The organism is Nocardiopsis kunsanensis DSM 44524 (assembly GCF_000340965.1).
GTDB lineage: Bacteria > Actinomycetota > Actinomycetes > Streptosporangiales > Streptosporangiaceae > Nocardiopsis > Nocardiopsis kunsanensis.
The window spans coordinates 34,563-51,794 of sequence record NZ_ANAY01000031.1 but is presented as its reverse complement, the minus strand read 5'-3'; the positions used below and the strand labels follow the sequence as shown (position 1 = coordinate 51,794).

General features: G+C 70.5%; 15 protein-coding genes, 1 pseudogene and 1 riboswitch. Of the genes and pseudogenes, 9 read left to right on the top strand and 7 right to left on the bottom strand.

From position 1 onward, the window contains the following. The first annotated feature begins 108 nt into the window (after nt 1-108). On the top strand, nt 109-369 hold the full coding sequence (locus D456_RS0118120) for a hypothetical protein (RefSeq protein ID WP_017577599.1): 261 nt from the start codon (nt 109-111) through the stop codon (nt 367-369). Here D456_RS0118120 and D456_RS0118115 read toward each other — a convergent pair. Further along, complete coding sequence (locus D456_RS0118115) at nt 350-1,249, bottom strand: 3'-5' exonuclease (protein ID WP_017577598.1); 900 nt, start codon at nt 1,247-1,249, stop codon at nt 350-352. The two genes, D456_RS0118120 and D456_RS0118115, sit on opposite strands and share 20 nt — an antisense overlap. Before the next feature lie 262 nt (nt 1,250-1,511). Here D456_RS0118115 and D456_RS0118110 point away from each other — a divergent pair, with 262 nt between their 5' ends. After that, complete coding sequence (locus D456_RS0118110) at nt 1,512-2,474, top strand: asparaginase (protein ID WP_017577597.1); 963 nt, start codon at nt 1,512-1,514, stop codon at nt 2,472-2,474. Nucleotides 2,475-2,573: 99 nt separating this feature from the next. Continuing rightward, complete coding sequence (locus tag D456_RS0118105) at nt 2,574-3,830, top strand: NAD(P)/FAD-dependent oxidoreductase (protein WP_373295703.1); 1,257 nt, start codon at nt 2,574-2,576, stop codon at nt 3,828-3,830. 71 nt (nt 3,831-3,901) lie between these two features. On the opposite strand, the gene D456_RS0118100 is transcribed toward D456_RS0118105, so the two are convergent. From D456_RS0118100 to D456_RS0118090, 3 genes are all read right to left on the bottom strand, one after another. Continuing rightward, nucleotides 3,902-4,093: a ferredoxin gene (locus D456_RS0118100; protein WP_017577595.1), complete on the bottom strand. Its 192-nt coding sequence runs from the start codon at nt 4,091-4,093 to the stop codon at nt 3,902-3,904. Between the two features lie 305 nt (nt 4,094-4,398). Continuing rightward, nucleotides 4,399-5,358 (bottom strand): prolyl aminopeptidase, encoded by a 960-nt coding sequence (pip, locus tag D456_RS0118095; protein WP_017577594.1) that lies wholly within the window; start codon nt 5,356-5,358, stop codon nt 4,399-4,401. 100 nt (nt 5,359-5,458) lie between these two features. Beyond that, nucleotides 5,459-6,364: a DUF4429 domain-containing protein gene (locus D456_RS0118090; protein WP_017577593.1), complete on the bottom strand. Its 906-nt coding sequence runs from the start codon at nt 6,362-6,364 to the stop codon at nt 5,459-5,461. A gap of 228 nt (nt 6,365-6,592) precedes the next feature. Here D456_RS0118090 and D456_RS0118085 point away from each other — a divergent pair, with 228 nt between their 5' ends. Both D456_RS0118085 and D456_RS0118080 read left to right on the top strand, forming a co-directional pair. Continuing rightward, a complete protein-coding gene (locus tag D456_RS0118085) occupies nt 6,593-8,308 on the top strand; it encodes an AMP-binding protein (protein WP_017577592.1) in 1,716 nt (571 codons plus the stop codon). Between the two features lie 214 nt (nt 8,309-8,522). Then, a complete protein-coding gene (locus D456_RS0118080; RefSeq protein ID WP_017577591.1) occupies nt 8,523-9,578 on the top strand; it encodes a 3-deoxy-7-phosphoheptulonate synthase in 1,056 nt (351 codons plus the stop codon). Nucleotides 9,579-9,635: 57 nt separating this feature from the next. On the opposite strand, the gene D456_RS0118075 is transcribed toward D456_RS0118080, so the two are convergent. The 3 genes and pseudogenes from D456_RS0118075 to D456_RS0118065 form a co-directional block, all read right to left on the bottom strand. Then, nucleotides 9,636-10,916, bottom strand: a complete 1,281-nt coding sequence (locus tag D456_RS0118075) for a metal-dependent hydrolase family protein (RefSeq protein WP_017577590.1) — start codon at nt 10,914-10,916, stop codon at nt 9,636-9,638. A gap of 43 nt (nt 10,917-10,959) precedes the next feature. Next, nucleotides 10,960-11,434, bottom strand: a pseudogene (locus tag D456_RS24460) (class I SAM-dependent methyltransferase). 49 nt (nt 11,435-11,483) lie between these two features. Continuing rightward, nucleotides 11,484-12,386, bottom strand: coding sequence for a penicillin-binding transpeptidase domain-containing protein (locus D456_RS0118065; RefSeq protein WP_017577588.1), 903 nt, complete (start codon nt 12,384-12,386; stop codon nt 11,484-11,486). A gap of 198 nt (nt 12,387-12,584) precedes the next feature. Next, nucleotides 12,585-12,685, top strand: a riboswitch (glycine riboswitch). Between the two features lie 147 nt (nt 12,686-12,832). On the opposite strand from D456_RS0118065, the gene gcvT reads away from it, so the two are divergent. The 4 genes from gcvT to D456_RS0118045 all read left to right on the top strand — a co-directional run bounded on the left by gcvT (nt 12,833) and on the right by D456_RS0118045 (nt 17,196). Continuing rightward, on the top strand, nt 12,833-13,945 hold the full coding sequence (gene gcvT / locus D456_RS0118060; protein WP_017577587.1) for a glycine cleavage system aminomethyltransferase GcvT: 1,113 nt from the start codon (nt 12,833-12,835) through the stop codon (nt 13,943-13,945). A 59-nt stretch (nt 13,946-14,004) separates the two neighbouring features. Then, complete coding sequence (gcvH, locus tag D456_RS0118055) at nt 14,005-14,385, top strand: glycine cleavage system protein GcvH (protein WP_017577586.1); 381 nt, start codon at nt 14,005-14,007, stop codon at nt 14,383-14,385. A 7-nt stretch (nt 14,386-14,392) separates the two neighbouring features. Further along, complete coding sequence (locus D456_RS0118050) at nt 14,393-15,661, top strand: serine hydroxymethyltransferase (protein WP_017577585.1); 1,269 nt, start codon at nt 14,393-14,395, stop codon at nt 15,659-15,661. A gap of 122 nt (nt 15,662-15,783) precedes the next feature. Further along, nucleotides 15,784-17,196, top strand: coding sequence for an L-serine ammonia-lyase (locus D456_RS0118045; protein ID WP_017577584.1), 1,413 nt, complete (start codon nt 15,784-15,786; stop codon nt 17,194-17,196). Nucleotides 17,197-17,232: the final 36 nt, after the last annotated feature.

The window sequence follows — 17,232 nt, the reverse complement described above, 5'->3', positions numbered from 1 at the left end:
GAACCCGGCCCGTCGCGTTGACCAGTTGGAAACCGAGTCGCTACCGGACAGATATTTCCGTAAGAATCAGGGGCCCCGGACCGAACAATCGACTCGTGAGGCCCTGACGTGACCCTGGTTCTGATCCTCATCGGCGCCGCGCTGGTCGCGGTCGCCACGTTCAACAAGATGCCGCAGTTCGTCCCCGGAAGGGTCGTGCCCCCGCGCGTACCGTCCCGGCAGGGGGCAGCAGCCACCTCCGAACGGGTGGAGTACCCGCGTGTGCGGATCGCCTCGGCCCGCCTGACCGAGAACGGCCGTGCGCTGCTCACCACGATCGGCGGCAGCGCCCTGATCATCGCCTTCTTCCTCACCCTGTCCGGTTTCTGAGACCGGCCAGACGCACCAGCATGCCGCCCGCGGCGGTCGCGGCCACGCCCCCGGCCACCACGGCGGCGGTCGCCATGCGGCGGCGGGACCTGGTGCCGTGGCGGGCCGCGCGCTCGGCGATCATCCGGTCGGTCTCCCCGAAGGCTCCCCCGCACAGCAGCGGGTCCAGCTCGACCGGGCGCCACGGCCGTCCCCAGGCGCGCGGCGCCTCCAGACCGCCCGGGAGCGGGAGGGTGCGCGGCTTCCGGCGGGCCGGTTCGGGGCCGTTCGCACGCGGGGCGGACAGCACACGCGGCGGCGCTCCCCGGTAGCGCAGGGTGCCCGGGGCGTTGGCGATGAGCTCCACCAGGAGCATCGCGCAGGCACGGGCGTCCCCCAACGCCGTGTGCTGGCCCGTGGGCCAGTGGCCGCTGAGTGCGTGTGAGGCCCGGGGCAAGGAGTAGCGTTCCAGCTCGACCTGGGAGCGCAGGGCCCGCAGTGTGCACAGGCCCGCCTGCCCCTCGGGAAGGCCGGCGGGGACCAACTCCGAGCCGAGGAAACGCTGCTCGAAGTCGAGGTTGTGACTGACCACGACCGCACCCGAGAACAGGCGGGTCAGGTGCGGTACGAGGTCGGCGACCGTGGGCGCGCCCACCACGTCGCCTGCGCCGATGCCGTGGAACTCCTGTCCGGAGACCTCGGCGCGCGGGTCGACCAGACTGCTGAACTCCTCCACGACCTTGCCGTCACCGCGCACACGCACCACCGCGACCTCGACCACCCGGGCGCCCGAGCCCGGATCCAGGCCCGTGGTCTCCATGTCGAGCACCGCGTACTCCAGGTCCGCCGCCCGTACACCGACCCTTCGGCGGGTCAGCGCGCCCGTCCGCAGCGTTCCCATCGTCGTGTCCACCCTCCTGGCCGTCGTTCGTCCCGGTCAGCGCCCGGGTACGGCATCCGACCCTACTGCCCACCTCGGACATGCTTTTCCGGCCGACGCGCGGATGAGCGCCGCTCCGGGAAGAAAGCCCCCCTGTGCAACGTTCTGGGCCGGTGCATCCCCCGGGTGCACGAGCCCAAGGGTGTGTTCGGTGACACGCCCCGAGACCCCCCGCTGCGCCGTCCGCGCAACCGGGGCCACGACGAGCAGGAGAGCGCCTCCCATGTCCCAGAACCCGATCCCCGAGTACGTACCGCTCGCGGAAGCCGTCCGATCAGGGATGCGGGAGAACGTCCACTACGGGGCGGTGGTCGGGCTGAATGCCGACGGGAGCATCGGCTACGCCCGCGGACCCGTGCACCGGCCGATGTTCCCGCGTTCCTCGGCCAAACCGTTCCAGGCAGTGGCGATGTTGCGCGCCGGGGCGGACCTGGAGGGCGAGTCGCTGGCGATCGCCGCGGGCAGCCACGGTGGGGAGGAGTTCCACGCCGCCGAGGTCGGACGGATGCTGGCCAAGGCGGGGCTGGCCCCCGACGCACTCCGGTGCCCTGCCGACGTCCCTGGCTCCGCCGAGGCGCGGACCGAACACATCCGGGCGGGCCACGGGCCCGACCCGGTGCTGATGAACTGCTCGGGCAAACACGCCGGGTTCCTGACCGCGTGTGTGCGCAGTGGGTGGAGCACCCACGACTACCTCGAGAACGGCCATCCCCTGCAGGTACTGGTGCGTGAGGTGATCGAGGAGCTGTGCGGTGAACCGGTCGCCCACACCGCCGTGGACGGCTGCGGGGCCCCGCAGTCGGCCGTCACCCTGGCCGGGCTCGCACGGGGCCTGTACTCGATGCGCACGGCCCCCGCCGGGGGCCGGGAGCGTGCCGTGCTCGACGCGATGACCGAGCACCCCGAGTACGTCTCGGGCACCGGCCGGATCGACACCGACCTCATGCGACGGATGCCGGGCCTGGTCTCCAAGGTCGGCGCGGACGGGGTCCTGGTGCTCGGCGCGCCCACGGGGGAGACGGTCGCGGTCGAGATCAGCGACGGCGACGCCCAGCTCAGGGCCCGTACGCTGGTCGGACTCGACGCCCTGCGTGCACTCGGGGTGGACGTCTCCGCCGTGGCCGACCGGCTGCGTGTGGCCGTCCCGGGCGGCAGGGAAACCGTGGGCGAGGTCCGGCCGCTCTGACAACGGCCCGTCGAAGGCATCGGCCGGACGGGGCCCACACCCACCGGCCCACGGCAGACCAACGGACACGAAGGGAAGTGGCACACGGTGCGGGAGAGCATGGACCGGATCGTCGTCGTCGGCGCGGGGATGGCCGGGCTGCACACGGCTGAGGCGCTGCGCGCCCAAGGATACCTGGGAGGGTTGACGATCGTCGGGGAGGAGGAGCACCGCCCCTACTCCCGTCCCCCACTGTCCAAGGAGGTCCTGACCGGGGTGGGGCTGGCCCCCTCGGGCGGGGACCCGGGCTGGCTGGCCGGGCACCGGGCGCTGCAGCTGCGTGACGAGACCGTGGTGGAAGCGATCGGGGCCGACTTCCGGCTCGGGCGTTCGGCCGTGGGCCTGGACACCGACGCCCGGCGCGTGCATGTGCAGGGGCCCGAGGGCGAGGAGGAATCGCTGTCCTACGACGCTCTGGTCGTCGCCACGGGCGCACGGGCCCGCAGACCGGAGACCGACCTGGCGGGTGTGCACGTGCTGCGCACCCTCGACGACGCCGAGGCGGTGCGTTCGGAGTTCGATTCCGGGGGCCGCCTGGTGGTCGTCGGGGGCGGGTTCGTCGGCGCCGAGGTGGCCGCGAGTGCCCGGGCCGTGGGCATGGACGTGACCCTGGTGGAGGCCGAGCAGACCCCGCTGACCCGGGTCGTGCATCCGGCCGTGGGCGAGGTCCTCACCGAGCTGCACCGCGAGAACGGCGTGGACGTACGCCTCGGGGTGAGCGTGACCGGGTACGAGGGCGGTTCCCGTGTGGAGCGGGTGCGCCTGTCCGACGGCAGCACGGTCCCGGCCACGCTGGTGGTCGCGGGGATCGGGGTGCACCTGAACACCGAATGGCTCCGGGGCTCCGGCGTGGAACTGTTGGAGGACGGTTCTGTGGCCTGCGACGAGTACTCGGCCACCTCGGCCCCGGGTGTCTACGCCGTGGGCGACCTGGCGAACTGGCCGCATCCGCGCTTCGGCGGCCGGATCCGCCTCGAGCACTGGACCAACGCCGCGGAACAGGGTGAGATCGCCGCACGCAACATACTCGCGTGGGCCGCGGGTGAGGAGCCCACACCCTTCACCCCGGTGCCCTACTTCTGGTCGGACCAATACAAGATGAAGATTCAGCTGCTGGGCCAGGGCACCCCGGCGGATCAGGTCTCCTTCGTCCACGGTTCACCCGATGACCGGAAGTTCGTGGCCTTCCTCGGGCGCGACGGGATGCTCACCGGCGTGGTCGGGTTGCGTTCGACGCCCCGGACCATGCGCTACCGCCGGCTCCTGGAGGAGCCCACCACGTGGGAACAGGCGCTGGCCGCCGCCGGCAGCAGCTGACCCGGGGACGCGACCGGGCGTGCCACCGCGTCCACGGTGGGAGGGGCTCACGACCCCTCCCCCGGGTCACTTCACCCGTGGACGGTGATGGCCCGCTTCGGGCAGAGCCGTTCGGCCTGGCGGACCTTCTCGTGCAGTTCGGGCGAGGGCTCCTCCGTGAGCAGGTACAGGAAGTCGTCGTCCCGGACCTCGAACACCTCGGGCGCCCGGCCCATGCACAGGGCGTTGCTCTCGCACTGGTCGTGGTCGACCTCGACTCGCACGTTCGTGTTCCTCTCCTTCGCGCGGACGTTCCACGACCCTAGAACACCCACGTTCCACACACATCGGGATCGGGGCCGCCACATAAAGGGTTCAGCCCCAGAACACGTACACGGTGCAGACTCTCCCCCGCCACAAGAAACCCAGACGCTCCACCACACAAAGGGCTTAGCCCCAGCCCTCTATGTGGCTGAGCATCCGGGTCTCTTATGGACCGGGAGACCCAGCACCGTGCACCTGCCCTGGAGCCCAGCCCCTCGTGTACTGGAGCACGGAAACCCCCTTGGAGCGGGGGTTCCCGTCCCCGTCACCCCTGCGCGAAGCGGTCGGTGGCGTCCAGCAGCCGATCCATGATCCCGGGTTCGCTGAAGGCGTGCCCGGCGACATCGACGATGTGGAAATCCGCCTCGGGCCATGCCTTGTGCAGGTCCCAGGCGGTACGCATCGGGGTACACACGTCGTAGCGGCCCTGCACGATCACGGCGGGGATGTGGCGGATCCGGTCGGTGCCCGCGATGAGCTGGCCGGGGGTGAAGAACCCGAGGTTGTGGAAGTAGTGGTTCTCGATCCGCGCGAACGCGAGCGCGTACTCGGCTCCGGCGTGGTGCTCGCGCAGCTCGGGGTCGGGGCGCAGCTTGACCGTGGAACCCTCCCACACGCTCCACGCCCGGGCGGCCTCCAGGCGGGTCTCCCGGTCGGGGGCGTTGAGGCGCTCGGCGTAGGCGGCCACGAGGTCGCCGCGCTCCTCCTCGGGGATGGGGGCGAGGTAGTCCTCCCACAGGTCGGGGAAGAGCATGGAGGCGCCGTGCTGGTAGAACCAGGCGATCTCCTCCTCGCGCAGGGTGAAGATCCCGCGCAGCACCAGTTCGGTGACCCGCTCGGGGTGGGTCTGTGCGTAGGCCAACGCCAGGCAGCTGCCCCAGGAGCCGCCGAAGACCTGCCAGGACTCCACCCCGACCATCGCTCGCAGGCGTTCGATGTCCTCGACCATGGTCCAGGTGGTGTTGCGCGACAGGTCGGTGTCCATAGCGCTCGCGTGCGGGGTGGAACGGCCGCAGTTGCGCTGGTCGAACAGGAGGATGCGGTACTTCTCCGGGTCGAACAGGCGCCGCTGGTTCGGGTTGGTTCCCCCGCCGGGGCCGCCGTGCAGGAACACGACGGGCTTTCCCCCGGGGTTTCCGCTCAGCTCCCAGTAGAGGCTGTTGCCGTCGCCGACGTCGAGCATGCCGGAGTCGTAGGGCTCGATGTGCGGGTACAAGGTGCGCAAGGTGCGGGCCTTTCCGTGGCTGTTCGTTGTCGTGCGCCGAGTGCGGCGCGGGATGTGCGGGCCGGCCACGGGGCCGGACCGGCCGTGCGGTCCCGGGCGTTCAGATACGGGCGAGGAGTTCGGCCTTCTTGTCGGTGAACTCCTCGTCGGTGACCAGGCCCTCCTCGCGCAGCCGTCCGAGCTCGCGGATCTTGGCGAAGACCGTCTCCGCGTCGTCACCGCCGGCGGCCTCGATCGCCTCGGGGCCGGACCCCGGCCCCGGACCGGCCCCGTCCTCCTCCCCGACCACGGCCCCGGCCAGGTGGGCGTTGACGGTGGCGGCCATGAGGAGGGCCTCCTCGTTGCCCTTGACGCCGTGGGTCGCGAGGGTGAAGAAATCGTGGCTGATGTCGGTGGCCCCGGGGATGGTGACCCCGCGCAACACGATCCGCAGCCACCCCTCGCTGAGGTCCACGGGCGGCTGCCAAGCGGCCCGTTCGATCTCCGGCAGCGGGTACTCCCGCTGCTCCTCGGTCTGCTTGGCGGTACTGGCGAAGAAACCGTCCCAGCTCAGCCGCACGCGGGACCCGTCGAAGACCGCGCGGCCCTCCCCCGTGCGTGCCTGGAACGGCAACCGCGCGACCAGGCCCCGGCAGACCGCTGCGGGGTCGGGCCGCTGCGCCGTCTCCCGTTCCATCCGCGCGGAGGCGGAGATCTGGTCGGCGAAGTACTCCGCGATCAGTTCCTTGTCGTGGGCTCCGGTGAGCAGCAGCGGGGTCAGGTCCTCGCTCTCGAAGGCGCCCAGTCCCGTGTAGGGGTCGGCGCCCTCGACGAGACGCAGACGCATACGCCAGCCCTGTTTGCGGTCGCCGCGGTCGAAGTCGACGTCCGCGACCGCAGCCAGAGGCACCGTGCACGACCCCAGGGCCTTGAGGAGTGCGGGCACACGGCGTCCACCGGAGAAGGACATCCGGAGCTCCTCCGGGCCCAGCCGCCATGTTCCGTGTCGTCCGCGCAACTCCTCCATGGGCGACATCCTACGGCGGTAGGGCAGGGCCCACATCCCCGGAGACGGGCAGGCCACCCACGCCCGCGCCCCGGCACATCCCCTCCGCGCTGCTCCCCCGCCTCCTGCGGCAGGCGTCACCGATTCCGTTACCGGGTAGGAACAACCGCACGGTCCGTCCGGGCGGGGCACGGTCACTCACGTCCACGGCCCCGCCCTTCCCGTCCCAGTGATCCGGAGGGCGAAGCGATGTCGAACGAAACCTCCGCCGGTGCGGCGGAGTTCCGCGCCGCGCGTGACCTGCTCCTGGAGCTGCGTCTGGAGCAGGCCACCGCACACGACCGGTTCACCTGGCCCCGAACCGACGAGTTCAACTGGGCGATCGACCACTTCGACGACGTCGCCGAGCGCCGTCCCGACCGCACCGCCCTGTGGATCATCGAGGAGGACGGTGCCCACGACCGCTACACGTACCGGCACATGTCGGAGCGTTCCAACCAGGTCGCGAACTGGCTGCACTCGCAGGGGGTGCACCCCGGCGACCGGGTCATGCTCATGCTCGGCAACCAGGTGGAGCTGTGGGAGTGCGTACTCGCCGCCCTCAAACTCGGCGCGGTGCTGTGCCCCACACCGGTCGCCCTCACCGAGACCGATCTCGTGGACCGCCTCGACCGCGGCGACATCTCGCACGTGATCTGCGGTCCGCCCGAGACGGAGAAGTTCGCCGGGCTGAACGGCCACTGGACCCGCATCTGCGTGGGTTACATGGAGGGCTGGCTCAGCTACGCCGACTCCGAGTACGCGGGGCTGGAGTTCCGTCCGCCCGAGCCCGTGGGGCCCGACGACCCGTTCCTGCTCTACTTCACGTCGGGGACCACGGCACTGCCGAAACTGGTCACACACAGCCGCGTCTCGTACCCGGTCGGGCACCTGTCGACGATGTACTGGCTGGGGGTACAGCCCGGCGACGTGCACCTGAACATCTCGGTTCCCGGATGGGCCAAGCACGCCTACAGCAGTGTCTTCGCGCCTTGGAACGCCGAGGCGACGGTACTGGTCCTCAACCACTTCGGGTTCGATCCCGTGCGCCTGCTGGACGAGCTCGTCGAGCGCGGGGTGGACACCCTGTGCGCTCCCCCGACGGTGTGGCGCATGCTCGCGGAGCAGGACATGGCCTCCCGCGACGTGCAACTGCGCGAGGTCGTCTCCACCGGCGAGCCGCTGACCGACGAGGTCGTGGAGAAGGTCCGCGCGGCCTGGCACCTGACGGTGCGCGACGGCCTCGGGCAGACGGAGACGACGATGCTGGTCGGCAACGCTCCGGGCCAGGTCGTGGTTCCGGGTTCGATGGGGCACGCCCTGCCCGGTTACGACGTGGTGGTCCTGGACCAGGAGACGGGGCGGCCGACCCGGGAGGGGGAGCCCGGTGAGCTGTGCGTGGACCTCGGGCGGAACCCCGTCGGGGTGATGCAGAACTACACCGACGACATGGAGCTCTCGCACAGGACCACCCGGGGCGGGGTCTTCCGCACGGGCGACATCGCGGTCCGGGACGAGGAGGGGTACCTCACATACGTGGGTCGTACGGACGACATGTTCAAGGCCTCGGACTACAGAATCTCACCATCTGAGCTGGAGAACACGCTGTCGGACCACCCGGCCGTGGCGGAGGTGGCGGTGGTGCCTTCCCCCGATCCGCTGCGCTTGTCGGTGGTCAAGGCGTTCGTGGTCCCGGCCGACGGTGTGACTGCGAACGAGGCGACCGCACGCTCCATCCTGGAGTACTCGTGGGAGCGGTTGTCCCCGTACAAGCGGGTACGACGTCTGGAGTTCACCGAATTGCCCAAGACGGTCTCGGGTAAGATCCGACGGGTGGAACTGCGGCACGCGGAGGCCGATCGCGGGCACGTCGTCGACGGGTCCCGCAACCGCCGCGAGTTCTGGGAAGAGGATCTCGCGGACTGACCGATCGGCTCCCCCGATGAACGGACACCCCGCCTGTCTCACTCCATGAGACACAGGGCCGGTCCGCTCAGCCGGAATCGGCAGCGCCTGCGCAGCGTCCGTTCCAGACAGCGTCCGTTCCTATGAGTGCGGATCCAATGAGCACGGAAAGTCCTGCCGGTGCACTGTGGCCCGGCACGGACCCCCGTGACACGCGTACCGAGGGGAAGGCAGCATGCCGAGCACGAACGACACCAGGGTGGCCAGCTACCAGCCGCTCATCGCACCCAAGGACCTCCTGGCCGAGCTTCCCCTGGGTGCCGAGAGCAGTGCCCTGGTGGCCGAGTCCCGCGCCGAGATCAAGCGGGTGCTGGACGGCGAGGACGACCGCCTCCTGGTCGTGGTGGGCCCGTGCTCGGTGCACGACCCCGCCTCGGCGATGGACTACGCCCGGCGCCTGAAGGCCTTCGTGCCGTCGGTGCGCGACGAGCTGTGCGTGGTCATGCGGGTCTACTTCGAGAAGCCCCGCACGACCGTGGGGTGGAAGGGCCTGATCAACGACCCGGCCCTGGACGACACCTACGACGTGCACCGCGGCCTGCGCACCGCCCGCAAGCTGCTGCTGGACATCAACGAGCTGGGCCTTCCCGCAGGCACCGAGTTCCTCGACCCGATCACCCCGCAGTACATCGCCGACGTCGTCTCCTGGGGCGCGATCGGCGCACGCACCACGGAGAGCCAGGTGCACCGCCAGTTGAGCAGCGGCCTGAGCACCCCGGTCGGGTTCAAGAACGGAACCGACGGCGACGTGCAGGTGGCCGTGGACGCCGTCGGTGCGGCCGCGGCCTCGCACACGTTCTTCGGTGTGGACCCGCGCGGCGCGGGTTCGGTCGTGGTGACCGACGGGAACCCGGACGGCCACGTGATCCTGCGCGGCGGCCGCGGCGGCCCCAACTACGGGCCCGAGTCCGTGGGCCAGGCCCTGGACGTCATCGAGGGCGCCGGTCTCGCCCGCCGTTTGATGATCGATGCCAGCCACGCCAACAGCGGCAAGGACCACAAGCGCCAGCCCGGTGTGGCGGCCACGATCGGTGAGCAGCTGGCCGAGGGCGAGAAGGGCATCGTCGGTGTGATGCTGGAGAGCTTCATCGAGGAGGGCAACCAGAAGCTCGGCGACCCCGCGGAGCTGACCTACGGGCAGTCCATCACCGACAAGTGCATGGGTTGGGACACCACCGAGAGCGTGCTCTCGGACCTGGCCGAGTCGGTGCGCCGGCGCCGCAAGGCCTGACCCTCCGGTCGACACGGTGGCCGCAACCTCCCGGAACCCGGGATGCTGCGGCCACTGTCAGAACCCGGGCGGGGCTGCAGGGCCCGGCCGGCGGCCCCCTTCCCAACGGATGTCCTTGACGGTCTCTCCGCCCTGCAGCACGAGCTTCACGTTGTCAGGGTCACCCAGGAGCGAGACGTCGGCCAGCGGGTCGCCGTCGCACACGACCAGATCGGCGAGTTTTCCGGCCTCCACCGTCCCGACGCGGTCGTCGGTGCCCACCAGTTCCGCCGCGTCCCGGGTACCCGCCACGATCGCGGCCATCGGGGAGAGCCCGACCGAGACGAGCTGGGTGAGTTCCCGCAGGTTGCGGCCGTGCTCGCTGATCCCCGCGTCCGTCCCCATGGCCACGCGCACCCCGCGCTCGACGGCGCGGGAGACACAGCGGTAGGTCTCCTCCGTCAACGCACGCTTGGTGTCGACGGCCTTCTGCGACATGAGGTGGAGACGCTCCTCGAAATAGAACGTACTGAGGGTGGGTACGAGGAACGTCCCGTTCTCCAGCATGAGGTCGATGCCCTCGTCGTCGACGAGGTAGCCGTGTTCGATGCTGGCCGCACCGCCGCGCACGGCGTTGCGGACACCGGCGGCGCCCTGCGCGTGGGCGGCGACCGGTCGCCCGCCGTGCCTGGCGGTCTCTGCGACGATCGCGGCGATCTCCTCCTGTGTGAGGCCCTCGTCGGTGGGTCCGTCGGAGGGGCTGGTCAGGCCGCCGGTGGCACAGACCTTGACGACGTCGGCACCGTCCCGCACCAGTCGGCGGGTGGCGACCACGGCTTCCTGCGGGGAGTCGGCGATCTCCGCGCCGGTGTGGGCGCAGTCGTGCGGGTTCTGCCCGGAGGGCAGGGTGAAGTCGGCGTGCCCGCCGGTGTGGCTCATCAGGCGCAGCGCCATGTTCATGCGCGGCCCCCGCACGAGGCCGCGTTCCTGGGCCGCCCGGAACCCGGCGTCGGCACCGCCGAGATCGCGCACCGACGTCACCCCGGCCTCCAGTGTGCGTCGCATACGGTCACCGGACTCGAACGCGTGCAGGCTTCGCGGGACCGACGCGTTGTTGGCCGCCAGCTCCTTGCCGCTCTCGAAACCGATGTGCACGTGGGCGTCCACGAATCCGGGCAGCACGGTGCGCCCGCCGAGGGGCACCTCGAGGTCGCCCGGCCGGGGCTGCGGGGCCTGCTCGCGCGGGCCCGCGTGGACGATGGTGCCGCCCTCGACCACGATCACCGCGTCGGCGACGGGGGAGGCTCCGGTCCCGTCGACGAGGGTGAGGTCGCGGTACAGGGTCCTGGCGGCGGTCATGGGCAGCTCCTCTTTCGGACGGGGGCGGGGGGATCACCACGTGTCACTCAGCGGTACGGCGGAACCGGTACCACGTCGGCGAGGTCCTGTTCATCGGCCATCCCGTACCGGCGGTCTCCGCGTCCTCCACGGAGAGGAGTTCCCGTCCCGGGAACGCCGCCTCGACCCGCAGCCCGCCGTGCGCGGCCCGGGCCCTGGAAGCAGCCGATGTCGAGGAAGAGGTCGAACGTTTCCAGGTCGGCCGGCTCGAGGCCGGTCGCATCCCCTACGACGTAGGTGATCTCCGCCGGGCCCCGGCGCCGAGCGGCCCCGACGGTCTCGGGCCCGATGTCGACGCCCACCGTTTCCCACCCGTTCCGGACCAGTTCGGGGGTGAACCGGCCACGTCCGCAACCGATGTCCAGGGCCCGCCCGGGAGCGCTCGAGAGCTCCCGTACCTCCCGGGCGAGCAGGGCGTCGAACTGTGCCCCGCTGGTGGCGCCGGGACGCTCCCACGGGGTGGGGCCGAGGCGGTACATCCACGCGTATTTCGTCATGGCTCCATGTCAGAGCAGGGCCGTACGGCCCTCAGGACGGGAACACGTCCAGTTCGTCGAGCAGTTCACGGCCGAGGGGTTCGCGCAGCTCCATCTGCTCCTGGCCTGCGCCCTCCAGGCGCAGGGCGAAGGTGTGCAGGCCCTCCCGGCCCTCGACCCAGCCGACCCACCAGCCCGGGGACCGATCGGCGTCGGCGTTCCAGCCCTCGGTGGCGTACAGGGAGCGTTCCTGCTCCTGCTCGCGCAGCACGACCTCGTGCAGGGCCTGCTGGTGCTCCACCTGCACCGGCAGTTCGGCGCGCGCCAGCCCGGCCAGGAACACCGTCTGCTCCAGCGGCGAGATCTCCAGCGGGCCCTCCAGCCACTCCTGGCCGTTCCCGTTCCCGTCGTCCATGGCACGGTTGCCGTAGTCGAACCGGTCCACCCACGTGTGCAGGTCCCGGGACCCCATCCGTTCGGCGAGCTCGCGCTGCACCGCCACGTCCGAGTCGGGCAGGGCCTCGCGCAGGCTCCTGGCACCGCCGGAACCCTCGTGTTCGATCTCCTCGTCGACGTCGGCGACCTCACCGGTCTCCAGGGCCACGAGGCTGTTGAGCAGCTCGAAGGTCGGGCCGGGGACCGAACGCTCCCGGGCCGACTCGGAGCCCACGACCGTGGACGTGCCGTTGTCGGCGTCGTGCAGGACGAAGGTGCCCTCCACGCCGGCCTCACCGAAGACCGTCTCCAGGTCGTCGCGCTCCTCGGTGGGTACGTCTCCGCGGCCCATCTGGCTCACGTCGGCGGAGTTCTCCACCTCCTCGGGCTCCGACCCGTCCGCGGAGCAGGCCGTCCCGACCATGACGGTGAGGGCCCCGACCGCGGCCAGGCCCCCGCGCATGCGGGCGATCGGTCGGCGGACAACCGTCGGTCCCCGGCTCCCGGTCTCGGTACGCACAGGCCACCCCTTCGACATCGATGGGCTCTGTCCTCCGGACACGCTAACCGCTCCCACCGTTCAACAGTGGTGGATTTCCAGCGCTGTCTGCGTGTCCCCCGACCGAAACCCCCTTCCGGGTGTGTGCCCGGCGTGCCGCGATCAGTGGTGGTCGGCCTTGGGCCGCCAAAGCGCCGCTGCTACGCTGAACCACGTTGCTGACCCCGTACGGGAGAGTGTCCGAGCAGCCAGCTCGGGCCGCCGAAGGAGCAATCCTCCCCGACTGACAACCTCTCAGGCACACGGACCGTGCGGGCGAGACCACTCTGGAAAGCAGGGACCGGGAACGGACCCCTCGCCGAAGGTGCAAGCCACGCCGCGCGCGGGCGAAGCTCTCAGGCACCGATGACAGAGGGGGAGGATGGCAACGCCACGCACGAAAGACGCCCATCCTCTCGGGAGTGCCCATGTCAGAGTCTCCGGACGAGCCGCGTACCACGGTCCTGCACGACGTGCACGAGAGCGCGGGCGCCACCCTCGTCGACTTCGCCGGCTGGCTCATGCCCCTGCGTTACGGCAGTGAGACCGCCGAACACAAGGCCGTACGCGAGGCCGCAGGCCTGTTCGATCTCTCCCACATGGGTGAGATCCGCGTGAGCGGACCGCAGGCTGCCGCGGTCATGGACCACGCGTTCGTCGGGTTCTTGTCCAAGGTCAAGATCGGCCGGGCCCGGTACACGATGCTCACCGGCACCGACGGCGGTGTCCTGGACGACCTCATCGTCTACCGCCTCGGCGAGGACGAGTACCTGGCCGTGGCCAACGCCGCCAACGCCGACGTGGTCGCCTCCGTCCTCGCCGAACGCGCCGAGGGCTTCGACGCCCGGGTCGAGGACGAGTCCTCCCAGTACTCCCTCATCGCGATCCAGGGTCCTCGTGCCGCCGAGATCCTGGCGCCCCTGACCGACGCGGACCTCGGGGAGATCCGTTACTACGCCGGGTACGAGCACACCGTCGCGGGTGTCCCGGTCCTGCTCGCCCGCACCGGCTACACCGGTGAGGACGGGTTCGAGATCTTCGTGAAGCCCGCCGAACACGCCACCGACATCTGGTCCGCACTCATGGAGCAGGGCGCCGACCGGGGGCTGGTGCCCGCCGGGCTCTCGGCCCGCGACACCCTGCGCCTGGAGGCCGGAATGCCTCTGTACGGGCAGGAACTCTCTCCGGAGCTGACCCCCTACGACGCCGGTCTCGGCCGGCTCGTGAAGCTGGAGAAGGACGAGTTCGTGGGACGGCACGCTCTGGAGGAGGCCTCCCGCAACACCCGTCCCCGCCGCCTCATCGGTCTGGCCTCCCGCGGACGCCGCCCCCTGCGCAAGGACCAGCAGGTCCTGCGCGACGGCGAGCCCGTGGGCACCCTCACCAGCGGCGCACCTTCCCCCACCCTGGGCCGTCCCATCGCCATGGCCTACGTGGACAGCGAACTCGACACGGCGACCGGCGTGTTCACCGTGGACGTACGCGGCCGCGGTGAGGCCGTCGACGTGGTCGAGCTGCCGTTCTACCAGCGCGACACCTGACAGGGGTCGCGGCGCACGTAGTACGGCAGAAGTCAGAAAGCACTCCAAGGAGAGTTGAAGTGAGCGTTCCCACGGAGCTGGGTTACACCGCCAAACACGAGTGGGTCCTCGTGAAGGACGGGGTCGCCACCGTCGGCATCACCTCGTTCGCCACCGAGGCCCTCGGGGACATCGTCTTCGTCGAGGTGCCCGAGGTCGGCACCGAGGTCACGCTCGACGACCCCGTAGGCGAAGTGGAGTCCACCAAATCCGTCAGCGACATCTACTCGCCCGTCAAGGGTGAGGTCGTGGAGATCAACGAGTCCCTCGAGGACTCCCCCGAGACGATCAACTCCGCTCCCTACGGGGACGGCTGGCTGTTCCGGGTCCGCATTTCGGAGGACCCCACCGGACTGCTCTCCGCCGAGGAGTACACGAAGCTGACCGAAGGTGAGGAATAAGCCGAGTATGGCTAGCGACAACACACTCGATCAGTCGTTGAGCGAACTTGACCCCGAGATCTCCGCAGCGGTGGACGCCGAACTGGTGCGCCAGCGCGACACCCTGGAGATGATCGCCTCGGAGAACTTCGCTCCCCAGGCGGTCCTGGAGGCACAGGGCACCGTCCTGACCAACAAGTACGCCGAGGGTTACCCCGGTAAGCGCTACTACGGCGGCTGTGAGAACGTCGACGTCGTCGAGCAGCTCGCGATCGACCGCGCCAAGGAGCTGTTCGGCGCCGAGTACGCCAACGTGCAGCCCCACTCGGGCGCACAGGCCAACACGGCCGTCTACTTCAAGCTACTCTCCCCCGGCGACACCATCCTGGGCCTGGACCTGGCACACGGCGGCCACCTGACCCACGGGATGAAGATCAACTACTCCGGCAAGATCCTCAACCCCGTGGCCTACCACGTCCGCGACGAGGACGGCACCGTCGACTACGACGAGGTCGCCCGCCTGGCCGAGGAGCACCGGCCGAAGATGATCGTCGCCGGCTGGTCGGCCTACCCCCGTCAGCTGGACTTCGCCCGGTTCCGGGAGATCGCCGACAGCGTCGACGCGCTGCTCATGGTCGACATGGCCCACTTCGCCGGTCTGGTCGCCGCGGGGCTGCACCCCAACCCGGTGCCCTACGCCGACGTGGTCACCACCACCACGCACAAGACCCTCGGCGGTCCGCGCGGCGGCATGATCATGGCCAAGGCCGACCTGGGCAAGAAGCTCAACTCCGCTGTCTTCCCGGGTATGCAGGGCGGGCCGCTGGAACACGTCATCGCCGCCAAGGCCGTCTCCTTCAAGGTCGCGGCCGGCGAGGCCTTCGCCGAGCGCCAGCGCCGTACCGTCGCGGGTTCCCGCATCCTGTCCGAGCGCCTGACGCGTCCGGACATGGCCGGGGTCGGCGTCAAGGTCCTCACCGGGGGCACCGACGTCCACCTGGCCCTGGTCGACCTGGTCGATTCCGAGCTCAACGGCCAGGAGGCCGAGGACCGCCTGCACGAGGTCGGGGTGACGGTCAACCGCAACGCGGTGCCCAACGACCCGCGTCCTCCCATGGTCACCTCCGGTCTGCGCATCGGTACCTCGGCGCTGGCCACCCGCGGCTTCGACGACGAGGACTTCGCCGAGGTCTCCGACGTCATCGCCGAGGCTCTCAAGCCCGAGTTCGACTCCAAGGGCCTGCGGGCCCGTGTCGAGGCGCTCACCGCCAAGCGCCCGCTCTACCCCAACCTGTAGAGCTCCGGGTGCGTGCGGCGAGCACCGGTCGAGGACGCCCGCCGCACGCACCTCTCCCTCCGTGCGGGGCCGCCGGCCCCGCACGGTCCCCGACGCCACTGTGCTCAATGAGGAGGACGGCCATGGCGATCAGCGTGTTCGACCTGTTCACGATCGGGATCGGCCCCTCGAGTTCCCACACGGTCGGTCCCATGCGGGCCGCCCGCACCTTCGCCGCCGAACTCGCCGGGGACGGGCCGACGTCCCGGCTACGGCACGTGCGTGCCGAACTGTACGGTTCCCTGGCTCAGACCGGTAAGGGCCACGGCAGTGACACCGCCGTCGTACTGGGCCTGACGGGGCACACTCCCGAACAGGTGGACGTGGACGCCGTCCCCGGCCTGGTGGAACGCGTCCGCCAGGAGCGCCGGGTGCGCCTGGGCGGCCCACGGGGGCCGGAGGCCGGTTTCGATCCGGCCGTGGACGTGGACTTCCGCCGCAAGGAGAGTCTGCCCGACCATCCCAACGGGATGCGGTTCGTGGCGTTGGACGAGCACGGCACCGAGATCACCGCGAAGGTCTACTACTCCGTGGGCGGCGGGTTCGTCGTGGACCAGCGCGAGGCGGGCGCCGACCGCATCAAGCCCGACGACACCGTCGTTCCGTACCCCTTCGACACGGCGGAGCAGCTGCTGGGGCTCTGCTCGCGGACGGGCATGTCCATCAGCTCGATCATGCTCGCCAACGAGCAGGCCTTCGGGCGGACACCCGAACGCATCCGCACCGGACTCCTGGAGATCTGGACCGCCATGCGCCAGTGCGTCCGGCGCGGGGTCATCACCGAGGGCACTCTGCCGGGCGGGCTCAGGGTTCCACGGCGCGCCCACCGCCTCTACCGCCAGCTGGGCGGCCGGTGCGACGAGGACGGGCTGCTGGCGCCGGCGCACGTGGACCCCGACCCGATGCGCGGCAGCGACTGGATCAGTCTCTACGCGCTGGCCGTCAACGAGGAGAACGCCGCCGGGGGCCGTGTGGTGACCGCGCCGACCAACGGTGCCGCGGGCATCATCCCTGCCGTTCTGCACTACCACACGCACTTCAGCCCGGGTGCGGACGACGAGAGTGCGGTGCGTTTCCTCCTGACCGCCGCCGCGATCGGCATCCTCTTCAAACAGAACGCTTCGATCTCCGGCGCCGAGGTGGGGTGTCAGGGCGAAGTCGGATCGGCCTCCTCCATGGCTGCCGCCGGGCTCGCCGAGGCCCTGGGCGGTACCCCGGCCCAGGTGGAGAACGCCGCCGAGATCGCCATGGAACACAACCTGGGCCTGACCTGCGACCCCATCGGGGGCCTGGTCCAGGTGCCCTGTATCGAACGCAACGCGTTGGCGTCGGTGAAGGCGATCAGCGCGGCCCGGATGGCCCTGCGCGGCGACGGGAACCATTTCGTGTCGCTGGACAAAGTGATCAGGACCATGCGCGACACCGGCCGGGACATGCACGACAAGTACAAGGAGACCTCGCGCGGCGGCCTTGCCGTGAACGTCGTCGAGTGCTGAGCGCGCAGCAGCAGCGCAGCTCCGGAGCGTCTTCCC

Bases quoted from the DNA above. Each gene is read 5' to 3' on its own strand.
- D456_RS0118115 (WP_017577598.1), bottom strand. From the start codon at position 1,249: ATGGGAACGCTGCGGACGGGCGCGCTGACCCGCCGAAGGGTCGGTGTA.
- D456_RS0118110 (WP_017577597.1), top strand. From the start codon at position 1,512: ATGTCCCAGAACCCGATCCCCGAGTACGTACCGCTCGCGGAAGCCGTC.
- D456_RS0118105 (WP_373295703.1), top strand. From the start codon at position 2,574: ATGGACCGGATCGTCGTCGTCGGCGCGGGGATGGCCGGGCTGCACACG.
- D456_RS0118090 (WP_017577593.1), bottom strand. From the start codon at position 6,364: ATGGAGGAGTTGCGCGGACGACACGGAACATGGCGGCTGGGCCCGGAG.
- D456_RS0118085 (WP_017577592.1), top strand. From the start codon at position 6,593: ATGTCGAACGAAACCTCCGCCGGTGCGGCGGAGTTCCGCGCCGCGCGT.
- D456_RS0118080 (WP_017577591.1), top strand. From the start codon at position 8,523: ATGCCGAGCACGAACGACACCAGGGTGGCCAGCTACCAGCCGCTCATC.
- D456_RS0118075 (WP_017577590.1), bottom strand. From the start codon at position 10,916: ATGACCGCCGCCAGGACCCTGTACCGCGACCTCACCCTCGTCGACGGG.
- gcvT (WP_017577587.1), top strand. From the start codon at position 12,833: ATGTCAGAGTCTCCGGACGAGCCGCGTACCACGGTCCTGCACGACGTG.
- D456_RS0118050 (WP_017577585.1), top strand. From the start codon at position 14,393: ATGGCTAGCGACAACACACTCGATCAGTCGTTGAGCGAACTTGACCCC.
- D456_RS0118045 (WP_017577584.1), top strand. From the start codon at position 15,784: ATGGCGATCAGCGTGTTCGACCTGTTCACGATCGGGATCGGCCCCTCG.